This window comes from Streptomyces sp. NPDC051109, assembly GCF_044455885.1.
Lineage (GTDB): Bacteria > Actinomycetota > Actinomycetes > Streptomycetales > Streptomycetaceae > Streptomyces.
The window spans coordinates 524,135-545,642 of record NZ_JBITFF010000002.1 but is presented as its reverse complement, the minus strand read 5'-3'; the positions used below and the strand labels follow the sequence as shown (position 1 = coordinate 545,642).

Sequence of the window (21,508 nt, the reverse complement as noted above, 5' to 3'; positions counted from 1 at the left end):
CCCCGGGTGGGTGCCGCGTGCCGCGAGGCGGCGGCACGCTACCGCGCGGATCCCCGCTTTCAATCGAGCGGTACGGCCGCGAGGCGGTCGACGGTCTGGGGGTAGAGCCGGTTGCCGCGCTGGACGATCATCGTCGGGCCGTCGGGCATGTTCACGGCCCCCGCGGCCAGCGTCCACGCGACGCGGCGGGCGGCGACGTCCACGGCGACGACCGCCTGACCGGCGCCGCCGACCGCCGCGTAGAGCTCCCCGCGGAACGGGGCGGGAGCCGCCAGCATGGAGACGTACGCGCCCGGGTCGTGGGTCCACACCTTCTTCCCCGTCGACTCGTCGAACGCCTGGAGCGCCCCGTCCGCGACGTACACGGCGCCGTTCGCGCAGACGGGCGCGCTCAGCAGTTTCGTGCCCTCCGGCTCCAGCTTCCAGGCCACTTCTCCCGTCACCAGGTCCACCGCCGTGATCCGCTCCTCGAAGTCGAAGACGTGGCGGTCCGAGGCGACCGGAGGGTTGATGCCTCCCGACTGGTTCGGCGACGCGGCCTCCTGGTCGGTGCGGACCCGGCGGGCCCACAACACGCGGCCGTCTCGCAGGTCTACGGCGAAGACGCGTGCGGGATCCGAGCAGATCATGCGGCCGCCGGAGATGACCGACGACATCATGAGGGAGCCGAGCGAGTCCAGGACGGCGCCCTCGATGCGCGTGCGCCAGCGCAGTTTCCGGGCGCCCAGTTCGTAGGAGAGCAGCCACGCCTGCTCCTGCTGTTGCCGGTCGCCGGATCTGAAGTACGCCTTGAAATAGAGGCATTCGGCATCCGCGGCCAGGAGCTGCGTGGTCTGGGCGAGATCGCCCAGGACGGCCGGGTTGGCCGCGTCGGGGGCGAGCCGGCCGGTGCGCGGGTCCAGGTATCCCGCGCTCGCGTTGCCGTCGTCGTCGAAGACGGAGCCGACGAGCTTGTCGCCCGCCACGGCCACGTCGACCTTGGCGGTCTGGGTCTCCCACAGGATCCGGCCGTCGGCGGTCGAAATGCCGCGCAGGACGTCGCTCGTGTGGATCAGTACCTCGTCGGACGCGACGGCCGGGGCGGCTGAGAACGGGGACGGGACCGACCACAGCGGGGCCGGGGGGGTGCCGGGCGGGCGGGAGGACCGCCCGGGGCCGGGCGCCGCAGTACGGCCACCGGAGCCCGAGCCCGAGCCCGAGCCGGGGAGGTTGCCCGTGGCCCAGAGTGCCGCGGCGCCGCCCGCGGCGGTGAGCGCGGCGGCCGCCGTGCCCGCGATCAGGGTGCGGCGGGAGAGCGCGCGGCGCGGGGCGGGGGCGCGCAGCGGGGCAGGGGCCACGGTGGCGACGTCCCCGATCCGGCGGGACAGGTCGGCGAGGAGCGCCTGCGGCAGGAGCTCGGCGAACTCCCCGGGGTCGAACGGCCCCCACTCGTCGCGCAGTCGGCCGGGCGCGGGCCGGTCGCCCGGCTCCGGTGACAGGCAGGCGGTGAGCGTCCCGCGCAGTCCGTCCGGCAGGCCCGTCAGGTCGGGGTCGGCCCCGTGCCGCAGCAGTTCGAGGGTGCTCTGTCGGCCGCGGGCGTCATAGGGGCCGTGTCCGGTCGAGGCGAACACCAGGACCGCCGCGAGGGCGAACACGTCGCCTTCCGGGCCGGGCGGTCCCCCGCGCGCCTGCTCCGGCGACATGTACGCCGGTGTGCCCGCGAGTCCCCCGGCCTCCGTGAGTCGGGGGCTGCCCGGGGCCTGGGCGAGCCCGAAGTCGATGAGGCGCGGGCCCTGCGCGGTGATCAGGACGTTCGACGGCTTGACGTCCCGGTGGACGAGCCCGGCACGGTGCAGGGCGGCGAGGGCTGCGGCGAGTGCGGAGCCGAGTCCGCGGACGACCGGTTCGGGCAGCGGCCCCCCGGCCGTCACCGCCTCGGTCAGCGAGGGCCCGATGAGGTACGCCGTGGCCAGCCAGGGCCGCGCCGTGTCGGGGTCGGCGCCGAGGAAGGCCGCGGTGTGCTCCGCTCCCAGGACACGCGCGGCCTCGGCCTCCAGCGTCAGCCGCTGGCGGTAGCCGGGCTGGTCGCGCAGGTCGGACCGGACGGTCTTGACCGCGGCGAGGCGGCCACCGGCGGTGCGGGCCAGGAAGACGGTCCCCATGCCGCCGCCGCCGAGCCGGCCGAGGAGGACGTACTCCCCGAGCCGCTCGGGATCGTCGGGCAGCAGGGGCAGGAGCGTGGACATGACCGGTGGACTCCTTCGGGGCGGCGGTCGTACCTGTGCGTGTGGTCGTACCTGTGCGTGCGTGCCTGTACGTGCGTGCTTCGGCGGGCGTGGAGGGAGGACCCGGGGTCAGTCCGCCGGGAGGGCGACGACGGCGGACGGCCGGGCGACGAGCAGGGCCCCGGGGACCGCGGCGAGTTGGAACGGTTCGCGCGCTTCCACCCCTGCGAGCCCGGTCTGCCACAGCCGTTTGCCCGAGGGGATGCCGGTCGCCGTGACCTGGTGCAGCGTCGCGAGGTAGAGGGTGCGTCCGGAGGTGCTCGCGGTCATGCTCCCGAGCATGTTCCACGCCAGGTTCTCGGTGAGCGTCTGCTCCCACAGCGTCCGGCCGGTGTCCGGGTCGACGGCGACGATGGGGCCCGTGCCGTCGTCGGCCAGGTACAGGGTGTGGCCGCTGAAGAAGGGCGGGGCGTTGGTCCCGGCGACCAGGGCCTGCGATTCCCAGAGCCGGGTGCCGGTCTTCAGGTCGTAGGCGTGGGCGCGACCGGCGGAGAGCAGGAACAGCCGTCCGCCGCCCGCCGGGTCCACCACGGAGGCCGGGCCGGCGTGCACGTCGGGGTAGGAGCGGTTCCAGAGCATGCGTCCGCTGCTCCGCTCGAAGCCCGCGATCGCGAGGGTTCGGACGGCCGTGACATCTCGGAACATCTGCTGGGGTACCTGTACCTCCACGACGACCGTCTCGGGGCCGACGGTGGTGGCGAGTTGCGCGTTGCCGAATCCGCTCGGCAGCGGGGTGCGCCATAGCTCCTTGCGTTGGTCCAGGTCGAACGCCGCCAGCAGGTACCCGCCCGTCGGACTCCCGTCCCCCGTGAGCAGCCACGCGGTGGCGCCGTCGGCGGCGAGCACCCTCGCGAGCTGCTCGTTGCGCTGGAGCCACTGGGTACGGCCATCCCGCATCGAGCAGAGCGACAGCCCCTCGCGCGTGGCCGTCAGGAACCGGTCGCCGGGCACTGGGACGGGTGGGGTGCTGCCGCCGGCGGGCAACTGCCACACCTCCTTGCCGGTGCGCAGATCGTGCCCGTACAGGACGTCGCCGCGCGTCATCAGGCAATGGTCGGCGCTGCTCACCGGGAGGAGCCGGGTGCGGGCCGTCGGGTCGTCCAGGCGCCACAGGGCGGCAGGCGGCATGCCGGGCACGCGGGGGCTCGTACCGGAACCGCCGCCCGCCGCGGACGGCCCGGTGCGGCTGTCCTCGCGGGTCAGGGCGGACCAGGCGAGGGTCCCGGAGACTCCCAGGGCCGCCCCCGCCGCGCCGGTCAGCAGGCCGGACAGAACTCGGCGGCGGGTGGGCCGGGCGGCCGCTTCGGAGGTGGTCGGGGCCGGAGCCGTGCCGGGGGTCGGGGGCGTAACCGCCCGGGTGGCGGGGTGCGGGGACTCGTGGGCACCGGCGTCCGCCGGGGCCCGGTCGCCCGCATGCCCGTCTCCGTTTCCGTCTCCGTCTCCGTCCGCATCCGCATCGGCGATCTCCAGGTCGGCGATCGCCTGCGTGCGTACGGCCAGTGCGGCGACGACCCGGCCGGGCAGCGGGTCCGGTGTCCGCTCCGAGTCCTGCCCGCCGGGGGCCAGCACCTGGCACAGCTCCGCGGCGGTGGGGCGGTCCGTCGGGGAGGCGGCCAGCGCCGCGGCCACCGCCTCGCCCAAAGCCCCTGGCAGATCAGCCAGTTCCGGCCGGTCGTGGAGGGCGCGGTAGGCCAGCACGGGCGGCGGCCCGTCCCCGAAAGGCAGCCGCCCGGTGGCCGTGTGGAGCAGCAGCACCGCCAGGGAGTACACGTCGGCGGCCGTGGAGGAGGGCCGGCCCGCGGCCACTTCCGGGGCCATGAAGGCGGCGGGCACGGTCGACACGCGGCTCTGCGGTTCGGGCTGCCCGGGCCCTGCGTCGGGTCGCGGCCCCTGTGCCTCCCTCCGGCCCGGTTCAGGGGGCGGCGTGGACGGCATGCGGCAGGAGTGCAGCGCCATCAGCAGCGGGCGGCCCGTGGTGAGCCAGACGCCGTCGGGTGCCACGGCGCCGTAGCTGATGCCCCGGGCGTGCAGGGCGGCCAGGGTGTCGGCGATCTCCGCGGCGAGCCGCACCGACTGTTCCAGGGGCAGTGCCCCGGACGTCGGGCCGGGCCGCCGCCCCACGTCGGAGAGGGACACGGACGGGGTGTGCGCAAGGGCCACCCACGCGAGGTCGGTCTCGGTCCGCAGGTCCAGTACGTGCGGCACTCCCGGCACGGGCCCACGGTGCAGCGCCTCGGCCGCCTCATACGCGGCCGGGGGCAGCAGGCACACCACGGCGTGCCCGTGGTCCCGGTCGCGGCCTACGTACATCCCGTTGCGCGGCGGCACCGGCCGGGGGCCGGGCCAACGGGCCAGCAGCCGGTACGGCCCGGCCGACCGCGGGTCCTCGGGGCGCAAGCCCTCCCCCAGACGTCCGCCCCCCATGCGTTCCCCCCCTCACCTCGTGGCCCCGCCCGAGGCCGGTCACATGCCCGGCAGGGCGCGGACCGCGCTGCCGCGTTGCCAGATGACGCTGCCTCCGGCGACCACTCCCCGCCAGGGAACGTCGGCCCGGACCTCCCCGGCCGGGGCCGGTGCGAACACGTACTGTTCGGCTGCCCGCCCGCCGTGCACCACGAGGATGCCGAGCTCGGACTTCCGCAGCGGCGCGAAGATCCCGGATCCCGCCACCAACGGAGCCTGGTCCTGGGTCAGTTCCTCTGTGGCCGGCACGGTCCAGGCAGGGGCTCCGGTCTTCACGTCGATGCTCCGGAGCTGGCGGCCGTCGGCGACGTACACGTGGTCGCCGGCCGGCGTGGGCACGCCGAAGCCCGCGCTGTCGTCCGCGGGCAGGGTCCACAGTTGTTCGCCGCGCCCCCGGTCCAGGCAGGTCAGCGTCCGGTCTCCGGCCCCGCCAAGCAGCACTCCGCTCGCGGACAGGGTCGTCCGCGAGCCGTCGGTGCCGGCGGGCCGCCGCCACACGGGGCCGCCGTCGGCGGCGGACAGGGCCACCAGCCCGCCGGCGGCGGAGGCCAGGAGCAGCCGCCCGTACCCGGCGGCTGCCGAGAGAACCGCGCCCGACACGGGGGCGGGCACGCGCCAGCGCACCGTGCCGTCCGCCAGCTTGAGCGCGGCCAGGCGGCCGTCGGCGTCGAGGACGTACACCCGGTCCTCGTCGGCGGCGAGCAGCGCGGTCACGCCGTCGCGCGCGCGGTGGCGGACCGTACCGCTGCCGGGGTTCAGGAACAGCAGGGCGCCGTCCGGGTCCAGGGCGACGGGTCGGCGGCCGCCGACGAGGTCGCGCACCACCGGTCCGCGCCAGCGCCGTTCGCCCGAGACCGGATCGTGGAGGAGGAGCTCGCCGCCGCCGTCCGCGAAGCACACCCGGCCGTCGACGTCGACCGGCCCGAAGGCCGGCTGCGCCGCGGCGCCGTCGTACGACCACAGGGGCCCCGGCACCGTGCCGGGCGGGCCGCTCCAGCGGGGGGCGGGGGTGCGGCCGGAGCGGTCTTCCTCCTGGAGGGTGCGCAGGGCGGTGGCACCGGTCGCCGCGAGAAGTACGGCGGCTCCGGCGCCGGTGAGCACCCTGCGCCGGGTCGGCAGCCGCGGCCCGGCGCCCAGGGCGGCTGCGGCCCGTGCGACCTCGGCGGCGTCGGCGAGTACCGTGGGTGGCAGCCAGCGGGTGGCGGCGCGCAGGGCGGCGCCCTGCGGGTCGAGTTCCGCGGCCACCTCCGCGGCGGCGGGCCGGTCTTCCGGCTGCTTTTCGAGGCAGCCGCGGATCACGGGCGTCAGCTCGACCGGAACGTCGGTGAGGTCGGGGGCCTCGTAGGCGGTGCGGAAGTCCGAGCGGACCGGGTCTCCGTCGTAGAAGGCGTGCCGGCCGGTCAGCGCGAAGACGAGCAGCGCGCCGAGGCAGAAGACGTCGCTCGGCGGTCCGAGGGGGCCCTTCACCACCTGTTCGGGCGACATGTAGCCGGGCGTTCCGGGGCGCTGCCCGGTCGCGGTCAAGGTGGCGTCGCCGGTCACCCGGGCGATGCCGAAGTCGACGACGCGGGGGCGGTCGGCGCCGAGGATGACGTTCGACGGCTTCAGATCGCGGTGCACGACCCCGGCCGCGCCCAGGGCCGTCAGGGCCCGGCCGAGCGCCCCGGCGAGGACGCGCACGGCGGCCGCGGGCAGGGGCCCGTGCCGCAGTACGGCGGCGGCGAGGGTCGCACCGGGGACGAACTCGGCGGCCATCCAAGGCACGTGCTCGGCGGTCGAGGAACCGAGCACGTTGGCGACGAAGGGGCTGCGGACCGCCGCCGCGGCGGCGGCCTCGCGGGTGAACCGCTCGCGCAGGTCCGCGTCGCGGAAGAGTTCGGGCCGGATGGTCTTGAGGGCGACCGGACGCCCCCGGCGGCGGGCGAGGTAGACCGTCCCCATGCCGCCGGCGCCGAGCACCCCCAGGATCCGGTGACCTCCGAGCTGCGCGGGTGTACCGCCCGGCAACGGGGCGATCACTGGTGTCATGCCGTTGATCGTATGCGTGCGGTCGTCAACCATCTTCGGAATCAACAAAGTTGACGTATCTCCCGGATGGGCGGGGGTGTACCTCGGCTGTGCCGGGCACGCGGCGGCGGGGAACCCAGCTCCTGGTCGTGTCGGCCGTGGTCGGCGCAGGCTTGGTTGGTCGGCGGGCAGGGAGTTCAACGCCTGGGCCCGGGCCGGGGTGCCGATACCGGCGGGCGGGGGCGGGCCACGGCGGCCCGGGCCGGCAGGCGGGCTGCGGACCGAGGATCGCCACCAGCACTCCGCGCTCGGTGGCGCGCTGGCTGTAATGAGGGTTGTCCTACGGGATGACCGAGAGGCGTGGCTTCCCCGCTTGTCGCCGGCAATGGCGGGTGCGTGAGCGCTGCTGATGGCGGCGTCGCCAGTCGGACCAGCTCAGTCGGTGGGTCATGTCGTGGAGGGGCTGGACGACGGTTGTGATGAACAGGCGCTGGATCTCGTTGCAGGACAGCGGGACCAGCCCGTCCGGGGCAGAGTTGCGGGCGTGTTCGTCTGCGCGGGCGACGGCGAGGAAGGCGTGGGCGAGCATGGCCAGGGTGACCCGGCGGGTCCAGGAGGGGTAGCGGCGGACCTGGTGCTCCTCGAGCCCGGCCAGCCCCTTCTCGGTCTGGAAGGTCTCTTCCACCCGCCACCTGGATCCGGCGACCTCAACCAGGGTGGCCAGTGGCGCCGGTTCGGTGAGGTCGATGACGGCCCAGTCGCAGAACCAGCCCGCGCTGCTGGCAGCGGTCCGGGTTGGATGTCCAGGAGCGCGGGATGTACAGCTCCCGGTCCACCGGCGCGTGTCCCCGGGCGCCCGCGTAGACGAGGTAGGCCGCGACCCGGGAGTTCTCGATCCGTCCGGCCGTGCCGGTGTACTGGCGCTGGACCCCGACGGTGTGGGTGCCCTTCTTCACATCGCCGGTCTCGTAGACGACCGGCACCGCGGCATCGTCGTGGAGGTGCTCGACGACGTATTCGCGGACGTCGTCACGGACGGTATCGGCGTCCCAGGAGGCCCGGCACAGCAGGTGCTGCATGCCGTGCGGGCTGGTCTCCCCGGCCCACTCCGCGATCGTCCAGCAGTTCTTGCGCGGCAGGTCCGACAGCAGGCCCCGTACCAGCCGTCCCGCTCGCAGGCGGGGTTCGTACAGGGCGAACCGTCCCGCGATCCGGCCCATGGCGACCTCGAACGCCTCCCGCCACCGGCCGGGATCTCCGCTGTGACCTGCGGCCGCTGTCTCATCGTCAGTCCACACAGCTCACGATGATCAACGGTGGCCGCACCCGTCTCCGCACCGACCCCGCCAGCAAGATCGATCTACAGCTGGAGTACTACTAGCCGAGAAACAGCGCGGTGACCGGGCCGCCCGACGGACATGGATGCCGGCCGCCAGCCGTGAAGCCTCGGGGCCCGGCCCCGCGTCACGGCAACGAGCGGGTGAGCCAGACCACTTCACCATTGTCTTCCGTGGAGACGTGATCCCGCTCGAACCCGAGCTTCTCAAGGACACGGAGCGACGGTGTGTTCCATGTACCGACGGTCGACCAGAGCCGTTCCCGCCCGGTCGCGATAGCGGCGTCGAGCACCGCGCCGGCCGCCTCGGTGGCGTAGCCCCGCCCATGCGCGCGCTGGAACAGCTCATACGCGATTTCAGGCTCCTCCAGGGTGGAGCGGCCGATGATCAGCCCGCAGTAGCCGATGAAGTCGCCTTCGTCACGGCGCTGGATGGGCAACAGGGCGATGCCCGTAGTCGCCGTCGCGGTGAGCAGCTCCGCGATGGACGTCCGGATGTGCTCAACCGTGGGAGTTCCCTTGCCGCGTTCGGAGAGGAGGGCGCAGAACTCAGCGGCGTCCGACTCGGCCCAAGGCCGCATTATCAGCCGCTCGGTCTCAAGGTGGAACGACATCGTCTCGTACGTAGTCATGCGCCCACTTTGCCCCACGGATCATCACGAACTACGGCTGGAGTATGAGGGCTCCAGGCACAACCAAGCCGGCCGGCACCGCACCTCGCCGTGTTGTCGAGGCACCCGGGGCGCGTCCAGTGGATCGGCAGCCTTTCCGTCCGTGCGGGCACGGCACCTGACGACGCGGGCCCAAACGGCAGGATCCGAAGGAGACGAACCATCCGGGTGCGCGGAACTCCTCACTCACGTGCGAGCACTTCGCGCCCCGCCGCCGCGGCCCGCTCGACCAGCGCCCACGGCAACCGGGTCTTGCCGATGCCGGCCGTTCCCTCGATCACCGCGATCTTGCTCGTCCGACGCCTTTCCGCCAACAGTCGGGTGTGCTGGTCCAGTTCGGTGTCCCGCCCGATCAGCGGACCCGCCGGCGTGCTCGCCGCGCCCGCATCCGTCACCGCTCCAAGCACCGGCATCTCCCCTGATGTCGCGGGCACGGTGCCGACCGCCCGACAGGACGACCGACACCGGACCTTCGTCCGGTTCGCGTACGCGCCGACCTCGCAGAACGGCCATGGCGGCGGATGCGGCCGGGGCTGTGAGTTGGCTGTGAAGCGACGGGTTGAGGAGTCCTGAGTGTGGGAGGAGTGCCGACAAGTTCTATATTCGTATGAACCATCCACGCGCGGCCCGGCTGCGGGGATCTCAGGGGGACGACTGCGATGGCCGATACAGACACCGCTCCGGCTGACCGGACGGAGTCCCGGAGCACCCGCAAAGTACGCAGGAAGGCGCAGAACCGCAGACGCCTGGGCCTGGGCGTGGCCGTGATCGCCATCGCCGGGGCCACCGCCACCGCGTTCGCCTTCACCAGGAGCGGTCCCTCGGGGGCCGCCCAAGGCGATGCGAAGCTCGCGGCTCCGGGCGGCGCGGCCGACGGGGCCGCCGCTGCGAAGAAGGCCGAGGAGGCCTGGGACGGCAAGGTCAAGGTGTTGGGGGACGGCTCCACCTCCTACACCGGGCCGCAGCCGGGCCAGCTCAAGCCCGAGCGGCTGAAACCCGGGGAGAAGCCGCCGCAGTTCGTGGTGTTCTCCTGGGACGGCGCGCTGGAGGGCGACGACCACCTCTTCTCGCACTTCCGCCAGGTCGCCCGCGAGAACAAGGCTCACATGACCTTCTTCCTCACGGGCATCTACCTGCTGCCGGAAAACAAGAAGGCGCTCTACCGGCCGCCGCAGCACAGCCCGGGTTCGGCCGCCATCTCCTACCCGACCGTTCCACACGTGAAGGGCACCCTGGAGCAGTTGCGCGGCGCCTGGGGCGACGGTGACGAGATCGGATCGCACTTCAACGGGCACTTCTGCGGGCCCAAGGGCGGCGAGGACTGGAGCCCCGCCGAATGGAAGAGCGAGATCGACCAGACGTATGCGTTCATCAAGAACTGGAAGACCAACACCGGTTTCACCAAGGAGGCGCCGCTGCCCTTCGACCCGGACCGGGAAGTGGTCGGGGGCCGGGCGCCCTGCCTGGAGGGCCAGAAGAACCTCCTGACCGCGATCAAGCCGTACGGCTGGCGCTACGACGCGAGTTCCGCCGGTGACTTCCAGCTGTGGCCGTCCAAGCAGGACGGCATCTGGAACTTCCCCCTGCAGCTGTTGCCACTGCAGGGCAAGGAGGTGCAGGTCCTCTCCATGGACTTCAACTTCCTCTTCAACCAGTCGGGCGACAGCACGCAGGGCGACCCGGCGAAGTTCGCGGCGTGGCAGGCGCAGACCCGGGCCTCGTACATGAACGGCTTCAACCGCGTCTACAACGGCAGCCGGGCGCCCATGTTCGTCGGCAACCACTTCGAGGACTGGAACGGCGGCATCTACATGAAGGCCGTCGAGGACGTGATGAAGGACGTCTGCCCGCGCCAGGACGTCCGCTGCGTGTCCTTCCGGGAGCTGGCGGACTGGCTCGACGCGCAGGACCCGAAGGTCCTGGCCCAACTGCGCACGCTCGACCCGGCGCAGGCACCGGCCTGGGCTTCGCTCGTCAAGTAGACGGGCAGCCCGGCGGTCGCCGGGCCGGGCGGCGTGCGCCGCCCGGCCTACTTCACCGCCTTGATGTAGTCGCTCCACAGACGCACCGCCCGCTCGCTGCCGGGCGTGCCCGGCGCGTCGCCGCCGAGTCCCGTCAGCGGCAGCGGAACCAGGTCGGTCAGCGACATCCGGTAGACCACCACGGCCGTGGACTCCTGCTCGGTGCTCGCGACGAACCAGCCGGCCGTTTTCGCGGCCGTCGTCCCGGTCTTGCCCGCCGCCCCGGCGTGCGCCTTGTCCGCCGTCTTCGCCGAACCCTCGGTGACCGCCTCCCGCAAGGCGTCCGTCACCGCCTGCGCGGTCTTGGCCGTCACGGCCCGGGTCGGCTGCGGCGTATCGAGCGGCACCGCAACGCCGTTGCGGCTGGCCGAGCGCACCGAGTAGGGGTCGGTGTGCATGCCGCCGGCGGCGAAGGTCTCGTAGGCGCCGGCCATGCGGATCGCACTGGGCGTCGAGTTCTCCCCGAGCGCGAACGTGGGAATCCGTGGCCCCAGGCTCGATTCGAGCAGGCCCGCGCGCTGGGCGAACGACTGCACCCCGTCGAGGCCCACGTCGAGGCCGAGTTGCAGCATGGGGGTGTTGACGGAGTCGGCGACGGCCTGGCGCAACGTCACCTGGCCCCAGTTGCGGCCGTCGTCGTTGCGGCCCTTCACCACCTTGCCGCTGCGGTCCCAGTACGGCCCCTCGGGAGTCTGCACGGTGACCTGGTCGTCGCCGTTGTACGTGGTGGAGGGGGAGACGGGCGTACGGGTCTTGCCGCGTGAGCGCAGCACCCCTTCGTCGAGCGCGGCGGCGTAGACGATCGGCGTGAACGCCGTGCCGACCGGGATCGTCGTCGCGTTCGACTCGTTGAAGCCCTGCTTCAGATAGTCGGGGCCGCCGTACACGGCGAGCAGCCGCCCGTCGGGGGAGACGCTCGCCGCCCCGATCTTCGCGTGTTTGTCGGTGTCGGGGCGCCGCTCGGCGTCGAAGTCCTTCTGCGCCTTTTGGACGGCAGAGGTCAGGGCCGTCATGCGGGCCCGGTCGAAGGTCGTGTAGATCTGGTAGCCGCCGAGGTCGAAGTCGGAGTCCGTGATGTGGCCCGCTTTGATCGCGTAGGCCTTCGCCAGCTCGACCAGGTACCCGGTCTGCGCGCCCGGAGTGCCGGGCATGGCGGCCCCCAAGGGCTCGGGGAAGGTGGTGTAGGTGGCGCGCTCGGCGCGGGAGAGCCGACCGGTCTCGACCATGCGGTCCAGGATCCAGGCCCAGCGTTCGACGGCCCGCTCGTGGTTCTCCTTGCCGAGGGCCGGGTCGTACAGCCCGGCGCCCTTGAGGAGGGAGGCCAGGAAGGCGCCCTCGCTGGCATTGAGCTGGGAGACGTCCTTGCCGAAGTACGCCTGGGACGCGCGCTGGATCCCGTAGGTCCCGCGCCCGAACCAGCTGGTGTTGAGGTAGTCCTGGAGGATCTGCTTCTTGTCCCTCTGGTTGTCCAGCTTCACGGCGAGCAGGAGCTCGGTGAACTTCCGGGAGAGCGTGCGGTCCTGGTTCAGGTAGGCGTTCTTCACGTACTGCTGCGTGATGGTGGACCCGCCCTGGGTCTCGCCGCCCGTCGCCGCGGCGCCCAGGGCGCGCAGGACACCGGACGGTGACACGCCGGGATCGGAGTAGAAGCTCGCGTTCTCGGCGGAGAGAACGGCTCCCTGGACCTTGGGAGGCACCTTGTCCAGCGGCATCTCCTGCCGGCTGACCCATCCCGTCCGGGCCATCGTGGAGCCGTCGGCCCAGTAGTAGACGTTGTCCTGCTGTGTGGCGAACGAGTTGAGGTCTTCGGGTATGTCCGTGGTCGCGTAGGCGTACGTGATGAAGCCCGCCAGGGCCGTGAACGCGAACAGGCAGGCTCCCAGCCACTGGCGCCAGGAGGGTATCCACCGCCGCCAGCCGCTGCGGCCCGGTCTCGGGAAGGCGGGTCGAAGGCGCCGCAGCCGTGTGCGCGCCGCAGCGGCGGCCGACGCGAGGGCGACTGGCCGGCCGGCCGCCGCCTGGGGCCTCCGGCGCGTCCCGGTCTTCCTGCGACGGCCCGACCGGGCTCCGCCGCCGCCCTCCGGAGCCGCCCGCCTGCCCCACGATCGCCCTCTTGCGGACGTATCCTGCCTGCCCACTGGGAATGCCCCCTTGCTGTGCTTTCCCGCATACCCTAGAGGCATTTGCTGTGAGGCCGGCGCGGTGGGCGTCGGCTTCCGGCCGCGGCGTACGGAGCCGGTGGCGGAAGGTGAACCGGAGGCGGGCCGCCCTGCGTTTGAGACGACTCCTGGGAGGCGACCGCCGACGAAGCGGAACGCGCTGAAGGAACCGCCTGGTTGTGCGAAGATTCCGTCCCCCGGTCCGTGTGGACCGGGTGACAAGGGGAAAAGCAGTGATACCAAAGAGGTTCAGGCTTGCCGTCGGCGCAGCCTTGACCGTGACCCTGTCGTCCGCGACGCTGTTCGCCTACTCCGCGAGTGCGGGCTCCGGGCCCGAAGCAGCCGACCGCGCGACCGTCGACACCTTCGCCCGCATGGCCGACGACGTGCTCTCCCAGCGCACCCTGGCTCTGGTCGAGGAACAGCCCGGACACCGCAATTCCGGTCCGTCCTCCGCGAAGACGCGCATGTCGGCCCAGCTGAAGAAGGACGAGGACGCCGCGATCTCCTCGCTGCAGTCCCGTAAGACGCGCCTGGCGGCCCTCGGCGAGGCCTACACGGGTGCCACCACCCACGTCGCCGTGGACCGGGCCACGGTCACCGGCGGGAAGGCGACCGTCGAGGTCGCCGAGGACACCACGCTCACCTACAAGAAACTGCGCGGAGACGAGCCGGCCACGACCGACTTCCGGACGCGCTACGAACTGACCTTCACCAGCAAGCGGGGCGGTGCCTGGGAGCTGGCCTCGATCAAGTCCCAGGACAACGGCCCCGTCGCGATCAACGAGCCCGTGGCGGCCAGGACGAACGTCGCCAAGGACGACGGCAACCAGTATCCGGGCGGCACGCCCGCGTCCACCAAGTACCCCGCCCCGGCCAAGCCCAAGGCGAAGACCGGCGGTGCGTACGACTACGCGGCCATGGCGAAGTACGCGGAGAAGTACTGGAGCAGCTACAACCCGGCCTACCGCAAGTTCAACGGCGCGGGAGGCGACTGCACCAACTTCATCAGCCAGGCCCTCAAGGCAGGTGGCTGGAAGACCGTTCCGGGCCCCACGACGGACTACCGCAACTGGTCGTACGACAGCACCCGCCAGACCGACTCCTGGGTCGGCGCGAACGAGTGGGCGTGGTTCACGCTGTCCAACCACCGGGCCGCCAACCTGGCCGACGTCTACCAGACGGACGTCGGTGACATCGTGCAGGTGGACTTCAACAGGGACGGGTCCAAGGACCACTCCATGATGGTGACGTACCGCAGCAACGCCGGAATGCCGTACCTCACGTACCACTCCACCAACACCTACCGTAAGTCGCTCGCGAGCATCGTCGCGTCCTACCCGGACGCGGTCTACTACGCGTACCGCACCTGACGGGTGCCCTTCGGCTCCTCCTGCCGCGGAACCCCTGCGGCAGGAGGAGCCGGCCGGGATCACCGCAGGAAGCCGGCGGCTGCGTGCGGGTCCCGCGGCGCGCAGGAAGCCGGCGGCTGCGTGCGGCACCGCGGCGCGGCAGCCGGGTTTGGGGCGCCCAGGACCGGTAAGAGGCCCCACATGACCTATCAGGGATGTACTCGTCTCGTGTGACACGAGTGAGGTGCCATGGTCTCCGAGACCGCCCCGCCGACGCCTGGGGGACTCCCCCCACCCGAAAGCCTGAGCCCCGCGGCCCCGGCCGGTGCTCCGCTGCCCAAGGACCACACCCAGGCGATCCTCGAAACCACCAAGCACGTGGCGGCGCTGCTCAAGCGCACGGGAAAGCCCTTCGCCCTGGCGGGCAGCGTGGCCGCCTTCGCGCACGGCCTGCCGGCCCGCTTCCAGCACGACACGGACTTCTGCATCCGGCCCGAGGACGCCGACACGGCCATCAAAGCCCTGGAGGCCGGCGGCATCGACATGCGGCGGGCCCCCGAGGACTGGCTGGTCAAGGGCCGCTCGGGCGGAGAGGAGATCGACTTGATCTTCGAGCTGGCCAGACGTCCCGTCAGTACGGAGCTGCTGGGACGGGCGAGCGTCAAGGCGGTGGACTCGGTGTGGATGCCGGTCCTCGCGCCCACCGACCTCATGGAGAGCCGCCTCGCGGCGCTCTGCGAGCACTACTGCGACTTCGGCGAACTGCTGCCCATGGCCCGCATGCTGCGCGAACAGATCGACTGGGACCGGCTCGACCGGGACCACCGGGCCGCCCCGCTTCCGGACGCCTTCCTCTACCTGCTCGTGAGGCTCCGGGTCATCGACCGCCATCAGAGCGGGGCTCCTGACGAGAAGGAGGCAGGGCTGTGACCTCCGACGAGATCACCGAGTACCGCATCGAGCACCTGCGAGACCGGCTGGCCCGCGGGGAGACCGCCGAACTCGGCGTACGGGTCGAAACGCACGGCGCCCGTGCCGTCGTCCGGGGCCGTGTCCCCGACGAGCAGTGCCGGACGGCCGTCCTGCGCGTCGCGGGGGAGGAGCTGGCGGGCCTGGACTGGTACGACGACCTCACCGTGAGCCACCCCGGCCTGCCCGATCACGCCGAGGAACTGTCGTGATCCGCGTGGCGGCCGTCGGGGACGTCCATCTCGGTCCGGACAGCGCGGGGCTGCTGCGACCCGCCTTCGACACCCTCGGTACGTGCGCGGACGTGCTGCTGCTGGCGGGCGACCTCACCCGGCACGGCACCCCCGAGGAGGCCCGGGTGGTGGCCGCGGAGGTCGCGGGACTGCCGGTGCCCGTCGTCGCGGTCCTCGGGAACCACGACTACCAGAGCGACCAGGCGCAGGACGTGACCCGGCAGCTGCGGGCGGCGGGCGTGCACGTCCTGGAGGGTGAGGGGATCGCCCTCGACCTCGCCGGTACGCGGGTGGGCGTGGCGGGGACCAAGGGATTCTGCGGAGGCTTCGCCGGACGCAGTGGCAGCGAGTTCGGCGAACCGGAGATGAAGGCGTTCATCCGCTACAGCCGCCACTGCGCGGAGTCACTGGGGCGGGCGCTGGGCGAGCTGCGCCGAGCGGGCTGCGCGGTGCGCATCGCTCTGACGCACTTCGCGCCCGTACCCGACACCCTGGCGGGCGAGCCCCGGGAGATCTACCCCTTCCTCGGCAGCTACCTGCTCGCCGAGGCCATGGACGAGCAGGGCGCCGACTTCGCCGTCCACGGCCACGCCCACCTCGGCACCGAACACGGCATGACGGCGGGCGGGATCCGAGTCCGCAACGTCGCCCTGCCCGTCATCGACCGGGCCTTCGCCGTCTACCACCTCCCTGTGAGGGACCACGCGCCCGCCCGCGGCGGCCCGGCTCCGGCCGGGAGGTGAACGGGCCGCGACGGGCCGCGACGGACGGGCCGCGTGTGCCGCTCCGCGGCGGTCGGAAGGTGCGCCGCTCCGGCGGGCGGCGCGGTCCCGCGGCAGCGCGGTGGGTACCCGGCGCCGGGTTGGGTAGGCGCCGGGCAGGAACCGCTTCCAGCCGTGGGAGGAGCCATGACCCGACGGGTCCACGAGGTGATGACCGAGAAGCCGGTGACCGTCGACGGGCTGACCTCACTGGCAGAGGCGGCCCGGGTCATGCGGGACGCGGACATCGGGGACGTCCTGGTCCTGGAGGGGGGCAGGCTGCGCGGCATCCTGACCGACCGGGACCTGGTCATACGGGCCATGGCCGAGGGCCGTGACCCCGCCGAGACGACGGTGCGGGCGATCTGCAGCCCCGAGCCGATCACGGTCGGCCCCGCCGACGGCGTCGACCAGGCCGCCTACCTCATGCGCCACCACGCACTCAGGCGCCTGCCCGTACAGACCGAGGACGGCGAGCTCGTCGGAGTCGTCACCCTGGGTGACCTGGAGGTCGAACGGGACCCGGGATCGGCCCTCGCGGCCATTGCGGCCGCCGAACCCGGCACCGCGTCGGCCGGTCGCACTCCGCCTCCGTGAACACGAGCCCCCGGTCCTCCGACCTCCCCGCCCGCCCTCACCTGCCGACGACGGCGCGTACGTTCTCGATGCTTCCGCAGCCGGACGCCAGCAGCTCGTCGCGTGCCCTCAGGAACGCGGATCCCAGCTCGGCCCTGCGCTCGTCGGGGACGCTCTCCCGGGCGCCGTTGAGGATCGTCCGCTCCTCCTCGTCCACGTGGTGGGTCACCGCCTTGACCAGGTCCTCCAACCGTGCGTCCCACTCGTCGGAGCCGACGTCGTCCACTTCCAGCAGGGCCAGCAGCGCCTCGTTGCCCTCGGTGTGCTCCTTCTCCCCGTGCTCCACTTCCTCGTTGTCGACGCCCTTGAAGCGTTTGAGCGCCCCGTAGACCTCGGCCTCCTCCGCCTCGCCGTGCGCGATGAGCAGGGCCGAGAACTCGGCCAGCGCTCCGGCGCGGTCGGCCTCGACGCTCCGCATGCGGCGGAACAGCTCCTCCATGGTGCGGTGATCCTTGAGGATCACCTCGACGACGTCACTCCCCTGGCCTGCCATCCACTCGCTCCTCGACTCGATCGTGCTTCCCCGCGGAAGCCGAAGGACCCGCACAAGGGCCCCGCCGTCCGCCGGAACCCGGCGCGCCGGTCTGCGGGCGCGCCTGCCCCCGCTCCGGCCGTTCACGCAGGACTCCGGCGACGGATCGACGTCGAGGCCGCGCCGGACGGCTCCAGGGGCCGCGTGGACGCCGCCGGTCCTCGTACGGGACCGACGGCGCCCCGGGCCGGCCTGCGGTGTCAACGGCCCCAGCGCAGGGCCGCCGTCTGCACGGGCGCGTCCCACAGCCGCAGCAGTTCCTCGTCGGCCCGGCACAGCGTCACCGAGCAGCCGGGCATGTCCAGCGAGGTGACGTAGTTCCCCACCAGCGTCCGGGCCACCGGCACGCCCCTCGCCTCCAGTACGTGCGCCACCTCGGCGTGGAAGCCGTAGAGCTCCAGCAGCGGCGTCGCGCCCATCCCGTTGACCAGGGCCAGGACCGGACCGTCGGCCGGGGCCACCGCGGCCAGGTCCTCCAGCACGGCCCCCACCGAGAACTCCGCGATCTCCCGCGCCGTCATCATGGCGCGGCGCTCCCGGCCCGGCTCGCCGTGGATGCCGATCCCCAGCTCCAACTCGCCGTCCGGCAGATCGAAGGTGGGTGTGCCCTTGGCGGGTGTGGTGCAGGCACCCAGTGCCACGCCGAAGCTGCGGGAAGCCTCGTTGACCTGCCGCGCGAGTGCGGCGACCCGCTCCAGCGGCGCGCCCTCCTCGGCCGCCGCCCCGGCGATCTTCTCGACGAAGAGGGTGGCCCCCGTGCCGCGCCTCCCGGCCGTGTAGAGGCTGTCGGTCACCGCGACGTCGTCGTTGACCAGGACGCGCTCGACCCGGATCCCGTCCTCCTCGGCCAGCTCGGCGGCCATGTCGAAGTTGAGGACGTCCCCGGTGTAGTTCTTGACGACGAACAGGACACCCTGCCCGGAGGCGACGGCCTTGGCAGCCCGCAGCATCTGGTCCGGCACGGGAGAAGTGAACACCTCGCCCGGGCAGGCGGCGGACAGCATCCCGGGGCCCACGAACCCGGCGTGCAGGGGTTCGTGCCCGGAACCGCCGCCGGAGACCAGACCGACCCGCCCGCCCTCACGCGCGTCACGCCGTACGACGACCCGCCCCTCCACGTCCACGTCCAGATCGGGATGGGCGGCGGCCAGCCCGCGCAGGGCGTCGGCGACCACTGTCTGCGGACTGTTGATCAGCATGTTCATCAGGTGCCTCCGGGATGCAACCGGCGGACGAGCGGTAAAAGCACTCCACCGCCCGCCCCGGACGGGCGGGCACGCCCGGGAGCGCACGCACCGCTCACCTTGCACGCCCTACACCCCAGTGTGCCGTTCTTCGGGGCACGGCACATCCGCCAAGACTTCCGTTCCCGGCCCCGGGAGAGTTACGAGCTGCGATCAACGGGAAAGATCCCAATACTGGACCGGCGGCCCGTCGAGCGCGGGCGCACCGTCGCTACAGAGGACTCGGGGCAGTCGAAGCCGGCCCTTCGGGCCGGCGGGAAGCGGAAGCCATGACTGAGCGCCTCAAGGGATCTGGGCTGGTCGGCGAGCTATCCGCCGAATTTGCCGGCACCATGATCCTCATTCTCTTCGGGTGTGGTGTGGTGGCCCAGGTGGTCGCCGGCGGGGCCTTGACGGAGCCCGCGGGCGGCCTCGGAAACCACGACAGCATCGCCTGGGCCTGGGGTCTCGGTGTGACCCTGGGCGTCTACGTCGCAGCACGACTCAGCGGTGCCCACCTCAATCCGGCGGTCACCCTCGCACTGGCGGCCTTCAAGGGCTTCCCTTGGCGCAGGGTGGCTCCCTACATGGTGGCCCAGCTGGCGGGCGCCTTCGTCGCGGCCCTCATCATCCGGTGGAACTACTCCGAGGCACTGGCCAAGGCCGACCCCGGTCACACCATCAAGACGCAGGGCGTCTTCTCCACGCTCCCGGCCAACGGCAACCCCAACCTGCCGGTCACCGAGTGGGGAGCCCTGCGGGACCAGATCATCGGCACGGCGCTCCTGCTCCTGCTGATCTTCGCGGTCACCGACCTGTTGGGCACGCCCCCCGGCGCCAACCTGGCCCCGTTCATCGTCGGCCTGATCGTCGTGGCCATCGGCATGGCCTTCGGCACCAACGCCGGATACGCGATCAACCCCGCCCGTGACTTCGGACCCCGGCTGGCGAGCTTCCTCACCGGCTACGGCGGGGCGTGGCGAGATCAGTACGGGAACTTCTACTTCTGGGTGCCCATCATCGGCCCGTTCATCGGCGGCGTGCTGGGCGCGTGCATCTACAAGATCTTCATCGGCAGGTTCCTGCCCACCGCCGAGCCGGAGCCTGCGGGACGGGTCCCGGCCCCGGACGAGAGCTGACCGGACCGGGACCGCCAGGGCGGGCCCGAGACGGCCCGCCCCGCACCTCGGCCCGTACGGCCCAATCGCCTAGAGAGGCGGCACGCCATGGCTGACTTCGTCGGCGCGGTGGACCAGGGGACCACCAGCACCCGATTCATGATCTTCGACCACGCAGGCAACGAGGTGGCGAGGCACCAGTTGGAACACTCCCAGATCCTGCCCCGCTCGGGCTGGGTCGAGCACGACCCCGTGGAGATCTGGGAACGCACGAACTCGGTGATGCAGAACGCGCTCCGGCACGGCGACCTGTCCGCCGCCGACCTGGCGGCCATCGGCATCACCAACCAGCGCGAGACGACGGTCGTATGGGACCCGCGCACCGGTCGCCCCTACTACAACGCCATCGTCTGGCAGGACACCCGCACCGACTCCATCGCGGCGGCACTGGAGCGCTCGGGCCAGGGCGACGTCATCCGCCGCAAGGCGGGCCTGCCACCCGCCACCTACTTCTCCGGCGGCAAGATCCAGTGGATCCTGGAGAACGTCGACGGGGTACGCGAGGCGGCCGAGCAGGGCCACGCGCTCTTCGGCAACACCGACTGCTGGGTGCTGTGGAACCTCACCGGCGGACCCGACGGCGGCGTCCACGCCACCGACGTGACCAACGCCAGCCGCACCATGCTCATGGACCTGGAGACCCTCGACTGGGACGACGAACTCCTGGGATTCTTCGGCGTTCCCCGGGCCATGCTCCCCACCATCAACCCGTCCTCCCACCCGGAGGCGTTCGGACGGACCCGCACCTCCCGCCCCCTGCGCGAGGCCATCCCCATCACCGGAGTCCTCGGCGACCAGCAGGCGGCCACCGTCGGGCAGGTCTGCTACGCACCCGGCGAGGCCAAGAACACCTACGGCACCGGCAACTTCCTGGTGCTCAACACCGGCACCGAACTGGTCCGCTCCCAGCACGGCCTCCTGACCACCGTGGCCTACCAGTTCGCGGGCAGCCCGGCCGTGTACGCGCTGGAGGGATCCATCGCGGTCACCGGCTCGGCCATCCAGTGGCTGAGGGACCAACTCAAGATCATCAAGGATGCGGCGGAGAGCGAACGCCTCGCCCTCACCGTCGAGGACAGCGGAGGCATCTACTTCGTGCCTGCCTTCTCCGGCCTCTTCGCACCGTACTGGCGCTCCGACGCCCGCGGCGCGATCGTCGGGCTCGCCCGCTACCACGACAACGGCCACCTGGCGCGGGCCGCCCTGGAAGCCATCTGCTACCAGAGCCGCGACGTGGTGGACGCCATGGAACGGGACTCGGGCGTCCACCTGGACGTCCTCAAGGTGGACGGCGGCGTGACCGCCAACGACCTGTGCATGCAGATCCAGGCCGACGTCCTCGGCGTACCGGTCAGCCGCCCCGTCGTCGCCGAGACGACCGCGCTCGGCGCCGCGTACGCCGCCGGACTGGCCACCGGCTTCTGGCGCGACACGGACGAACTGCGCACGCACTGGCAGGAGTCCAAGCGCTGGCAACCCGAGTGGTCCGAAGAACGGCGCGAGGAGGGATACGCGGGCTGGAAGAAGGCCGTGGAACGCACGCTCGACTGGGCCACGGTCGAATAGTTCCGCACGGCGGTGGGGGGGGGGGGGGGGGGCGGGCGCCGCGCGCCCCCCCCCCCCCCCCCCCGCCCCCCCCCCCCCCGCGCCCCCGCGCCCCCCCCCGCCCCCCGCCCCCCCGCCGCCGCCCCCCCCCCCCGCCC

The 21,508-nt window shown here is 72.4% G+C and carries 16 protein-coding genes and 1 pseudogene; 8 read left to right on the top strand and 9 right to left on the bottom strand.

What is annotated here, in order from left to right; translation table 11 throughout:
- Positions 1–59 precede the first annotated feature (59 nt).
- From ACIBAD_RS05345 to ACIBAD_RS05320, 6 genes and pseudogenes are all read right to left on the bottom strand, one after another.
- Positions 60–2,225 (bottom strand): PQQ-binding-like beta-propeller repeat protein, encoded by a 2,166-nt coding sequence (locus tag ACIBAD_RS05345; protein ID WP_398904643.1) that lies wholly within the window; start codon positions 2,223–2,225, stop codon positions 60–62.
- Positions 2,226–2,333: 108 nt separating this feature from the next.
- Positions 2,334–4,688, bottom strand: a complete 2,355-nt coding sequence (locus tag ACIBAD_RS05340) for a PQQ-binding-like beta-propeller repeat protein (RefSeq protein WP_398904641.1) — start codon at positions 4,686–4,688, stop codon at positions 2,334–2,336.
- Between the two features lie 39 nt (positions 4,689–4,727).
- The gene (locus ACIBAD_RS05335) at positions 4,728–6,755 is read right to left on the bottom strand and encodes a serine/threonine-protein kinase (protein WP_398904639.1); all 2,028 of its coding nucleotides are present in this window, start codon (positions 6,753–6,755) and stop codon (positions 4,728–4,730) included.
- Between the two features lie 319 nt (positions 6,756–7,074).
- Positions 7,075–7,897, bottom strand: a pseudogene (locus ACIBAD_RS05330) (transposase).
- Positions 7,898–8,198: 301 nt separating this feature from the next.
- Positions 8,199–8,702, bottom strand: coding sequence for a GNAT family N-acetyltransferase (locus tag ACIBAD_RS05325; RefSeq protein WP_214942850.1), 504 nt, complete (start codon positions 8,700–8,702; stop codon positions 8,199–8,201).
- Positions 8,703–8,923: 221 nt separating this feature from the next.
- Positions 8,924–9,154 (bottom strand): AAA family ATPase, encoded by a 231-nt coding sequence (locus tag ACIBAD_RS05320; RefSeq protein WP_134069082.1) that lies wholly within the window; start codon positions 9,152–9,154, stop codon positions 8,924–8,926.
- A gap of 246 nt (positions 9,155–9,400) precedes the next feature.
- Between ACIBAD_RS05320 and ACIBAD_RS05315 the strand changes: the two genes are divergently transcribed.
- The gene (locus tag ACIBAD_RS05315; protein WP_398904636.1) at positions 9,401–10,723 is read left to right on the top strand and encodes a hypothetical protein; all 1,323 of its coding nucleotides are present in this window, start codon (positions 9,401–9,403) and stop codon (positions 10,721–10,723) included.
- A gap of 47 nt (positions 10,724–10,770) precedes the next feature.
- Here ACIBAD_RS05315 and ACIBAD_RS05310 read toward each other — a convergent pair whose 3' ends face one another.
- Positions 10,771–12,945, bottom strand: a complete 2,175-nt coding sequence (locus ACIBAD_RS05310) for a transglycosylase domain-containing protein (protein ID WP_398904634.1) — start codon at positions 12,943–12,945, stop codon at positions 10,771–10,773.
- Positions 12,946–13,199: 254 nt separating this feature from the next.
- On the opposite strand from ACIBAD_RS05310, the gene ACIBAD_RS05305 reads away from it, so the two are divergent.
- The 5 genes from ACIBAD_RS05305 (at position 13,200) to ACIBAD_RS05285 (ending at position 16,833) form a co-directional block, all read left to right on the top strand.
- Positions 13,200–14,294, top strand: a complete 1,095-nt coding sequence (locus tag ACIBAD_RS05305) for an amidase domain-containing protein (RefSeq protein WP_398904632.1) — start codon at positions 13,200–13,202, stop codon at positions 14,292–14,294.
- Between the two features lie 228 nt (positions 14,295–14,522).
- Positions 14,523–15,203 (top strand): nucleotidyltransferase family protein, encoded by a 681-nt coding sequence (locus ACIBAD_RS05300; RefSeq protein ID WP_398904630.1) that lies wholly within the window; start codon positions 14,523–14,525, stop codon positions 15,201–15,203.
- Positions 15,200–15,454 (top strand): hypothetical protein, encoded by a 255-nt coding sequence (locus ACIBAD_RS05295; RefSeq protein ID WP_134069079.1) that lies wholly within the window; start codon positions 15,200–15,202, stop codon positions 15,452–15,454. Before ACIBAD_RS05300 ends, ACIBAD_RS05295 begins: the two co-directional genes overlap by 4 nt.
- Entirely contained in the window at positions 15,451–16,218 is a 768-nt protein-coding gene (locus ACIBAD_RS05290) for a metallophosphoesterase (protein WP_134069078.1), read from the top strand. The genes ACIBAD_RS05295 and ACIBAD_RS05290 overlap by 4 nt, the downstream gene beginning before the upstream one ends.
- A gap of 165 nt (positions 16,219–16,383) precedes the next feature.
- Positions 16,384–16,833: a CBS domain-containing protein gene (locus ACIBAD_RS05285; protein WP_398904627.1), complete on the top strand. Its 450-nt coding sequence runs from the start codon at positions 16,384–16,386 to the stop codon at positions 16,831–16,833.
- Positions 16,834–16,870: 37 nt separating this feature from the next.
- Here ACIBAD_RS05285 and ACIBAD_RS05280 read toward each other — a convergent pair whose 3' ends face one another.
- Both ACIBAD_RS05280 and dhaK read right to left on the bottom strand, forming a co-directional pair.
- Entirely contained in the window at positions 16,871–17,365 is a 495-nt protein-coding gene (locus tag ACIBAD_RS05280) for a hemerythrin domain-containing protein (RefSeq protein ID WP_134069076.1), read from the bottom strand.
- Positions 17,366–17,604: 239 nt separating this feature from the next.
- Positions 17,605–18,609 carry a dihydroxyacetone kinase subunit DhaK gene (gene dhaK, locus ACIBAD_RS05275; protein WP_134069075.1) on the bottom strand — a complete coding sequence of 335 codons (1,005 nt, stop codon included), beginning with the start codon at positions 18,607–18,609 and terminating at the stop codon, positions 17,605–17,607.
- A gap of 308 nt (positions 18,610–18,917) precedes the next feature.
- On the opposite strand from dhaK, the gene ACIBAD_RS05270 reads away from it, so the two are divergent.
- Positions 18,918–19,766, top strand: a complete 849-nt coding sequence (locus ACIBAD_RS05270; RefSeq protein ID WP_398904624.1) for an MIP/aquaporin family protein — start codon at positions 18,918–18,920, stop codon at positions 19,764–19,766.
- 87 nt (positions 19,767–19,853) lie between these two features.
- On the top strand, positions 19,854–21,371 hold the full coding sequence (gene glpK, locus ACIBAD_RS05265) for a glycerol kinase GlpK (protein WP_134069073.1): 1,518 nt from the start codon (positions 19,854–19,856) through the stop codon (positions 21,369–21,371).
- Positions 21,372–21,508 lie beyond the last annotated feature (137 nt).

Coding starts and splice junctions, on each gene's coding strand:
- ACIBAD_RS05335 (WP_398904639.1), bottom strand. CDS start 6,755: ATGACACCAGTGATCGCCCCGTTGCCGGGCGGTACACCCGCGCAGCTC.
- ACIBAD_RS05270 (WP_398904624.1), top strand. CDS start 18,918: ATGACTGAGCGCCTCAAGGGATCTGGGCTGGTCGGCGAGCTATCCGCC.
- ACIBAD_RS05280 (WP_134069076.1), bottom strand. CDS start 17,365: ATGGCAGGCCAGGGGAGTGACGTCGTCGAGGTGATCCTCAAGGATCAC.
- dhaK (WP_134069075.1), bottom strand. CDS start 18,609: ATGAACATGCTGATCAACAGTCCGCAGACAGTGGTCGCCGACGCCCTG.
- ACIBAD_RS05315 (WP_398904636.1), top strand. CDS start 9,401: ATGGCCGATACAGACACCGCTCCGGCTGACCGGACGGAGTCCCGGAGC.
- ACIBAD_RS05325 (WP_214942850.1), bottom strand. CDS start 8,702: ATGACTACGTACGAGACGATGTCGTTCCACCTTGAGACCGAGCGGCTG.
- glpK (WP_134069073.1), top strand. CDS start 19,854: ATGGCTGACTTCGTCGGCGCGGTGGACCAGGGGACCACCAGCACCCGA.
- ACIBAD_RS05300 (WP_398904630.1), top strand. CDS start 14,523: ATGGTCTCCGAGACCGCCCCGCCGACGCCTGGGGGACTCCCCCCACCC.
- ACIBAD_RS05285 (WP_398904627.1), top strand. CDS start 16,384: ATGACCCGACGGGTCCACGAGGTGATGACCGAGAAGCCGGTGACCGTC.
- ACIBAD_RS05310 (WP_398904634.1), bottom strand. CDS start 12,945: ATGCCTCTAGGGTATGCGGGAAAGCACAGCAAGGGGGCATTCCCAGTG.
- ACIBAD_RS05320 (WP_134069082.1), bottom strand. CDS start 9,154: ATGCCGGTGCTTGGAGCGGTGACGGATGCGGGCGCGGCGAGCACGCCG.
- ACIBAD_RS05340 (WP_398904641.1), bottom strand. CDS start 4,688: ATGGGGGGCGGACGTCTGGGGGAGGGCTTGCGCCCCGAGGACCCGCGG.
- ACIBAD_RS05345 (WP_398904643.1), bottom strand. CDS start 2,225: ATGTCCACGCTCCTGCCCCTGCTGCCCGACGATCCCGAGCGGCTCGGG.